We start from the raw sequence: 1,027 nt of genomic DNA on the forward strand, positions 1-1,027 counted from the left end.
CACTGAGTGGTCGTGCGCGGGATGTCATACGCGGCCAATTCCAGACCAGGCAGGCTCAAGGAGCGGGCGGAGGTGTTGTTCAACGCCAGCATGGCCTGGAACAGCGGATTGTGGCCCAGGCTGCGCGCGGGCTGTACGGCTTCGACGACCTGCTCGAAGGGCACGTCCTGATGAGCATAGGCGTCGAGCATGAAGGCGCGCACACGGGCCATCAGTTCGTCCACGCCGGGGTCGTCCGCCACGTTGACGCGCAGTGCCATCGTGTTGACGAAGAAGCCGATGAGCGACTCGAGTTCGGCGTGCCGGCGGTTGGCCACGGGGGTGCCGACGACCACGTCGTGCTGTCCACTCAGGCGTGAGAGCAGCACAGCCCATCCGGTCAGCAGCGTCATGAACAACGTTGCGCCATGCCGTTGGGCAAGCGCGCGCAGGCCACTGGTGAGGGGAGCGGAAAGCGTCAGGGCCACGCTGCCGCCGCGATAGCTTTGCGCCGGTGGGCGGGGCCGGTCGGTGGGCAGCTCGAGCAGGGCGGGTGCGCCGTGCAGATGGCTGCGCCAGAACTCGAGTTGCGGCTCGAGAGCCGGGCCATCGAGCCATTGATGTTGCCATGCTGCGTAGTCGGCGTATTGGATTGGCAGATCCGGCAACGGATCGGGCAATCCTTGGCTGAGTGCGGCATACAGTGCGTTCACTTCCTGGATCAGGACACTGAAGGACCAGCCATCCGCAACGATGTGATGCTGGGTGAGCAGCAGCACGTGCTGGTCGTCGGCAAGCTGCAGCAGACGACCGCGGATGAGCGGGCCGACGGCGAGATCAAAGGGGGCGCGGGCTTCTGCGTGGGTCAGTGCAGCCAACTGCGCCTGTTGCTCGGCGTTGTCGAGGCCGCGCAGGTCGTGCTCCGCCAGGAGGAAACCCTGGTCTGCAGCGGCAATGACCTGCAAGGGGCGCCCGTCCTCGCTACGCCCGAAGGTGGTGCGCAATATCTCATGGCGAGCCACGATACGGTCGAGCGTGGCGCGCAGGA

At 66.0% G+C, this 1,027-nt stretch carries 1 protein-coding gene; it reads right to left on the reverse strand.

The genetic code is table 11. The features are described 5' to 3' along the window. Positions 1 to 1,001 (reverse strand): condensation domain-containing protein (locus tag AP428_RS34275; RefSeq protein WP_269434043.1); only part of this gene is annotated, 1,001 nt, incomplete at its 3' end. Positions 1,002 to 1,027 lie beyond the last annotated feature (26 nt).

Source organism: Burkholderia sp. E168m22, assembly GCF_001319805.1.
Taxonomy (GTDB): Bacteria; Pseudomonadota; Gammaproteobacteria; order Burkholderiales; family Burkholderiaceae; genus Burkholderia; species Burkholderia orbicola.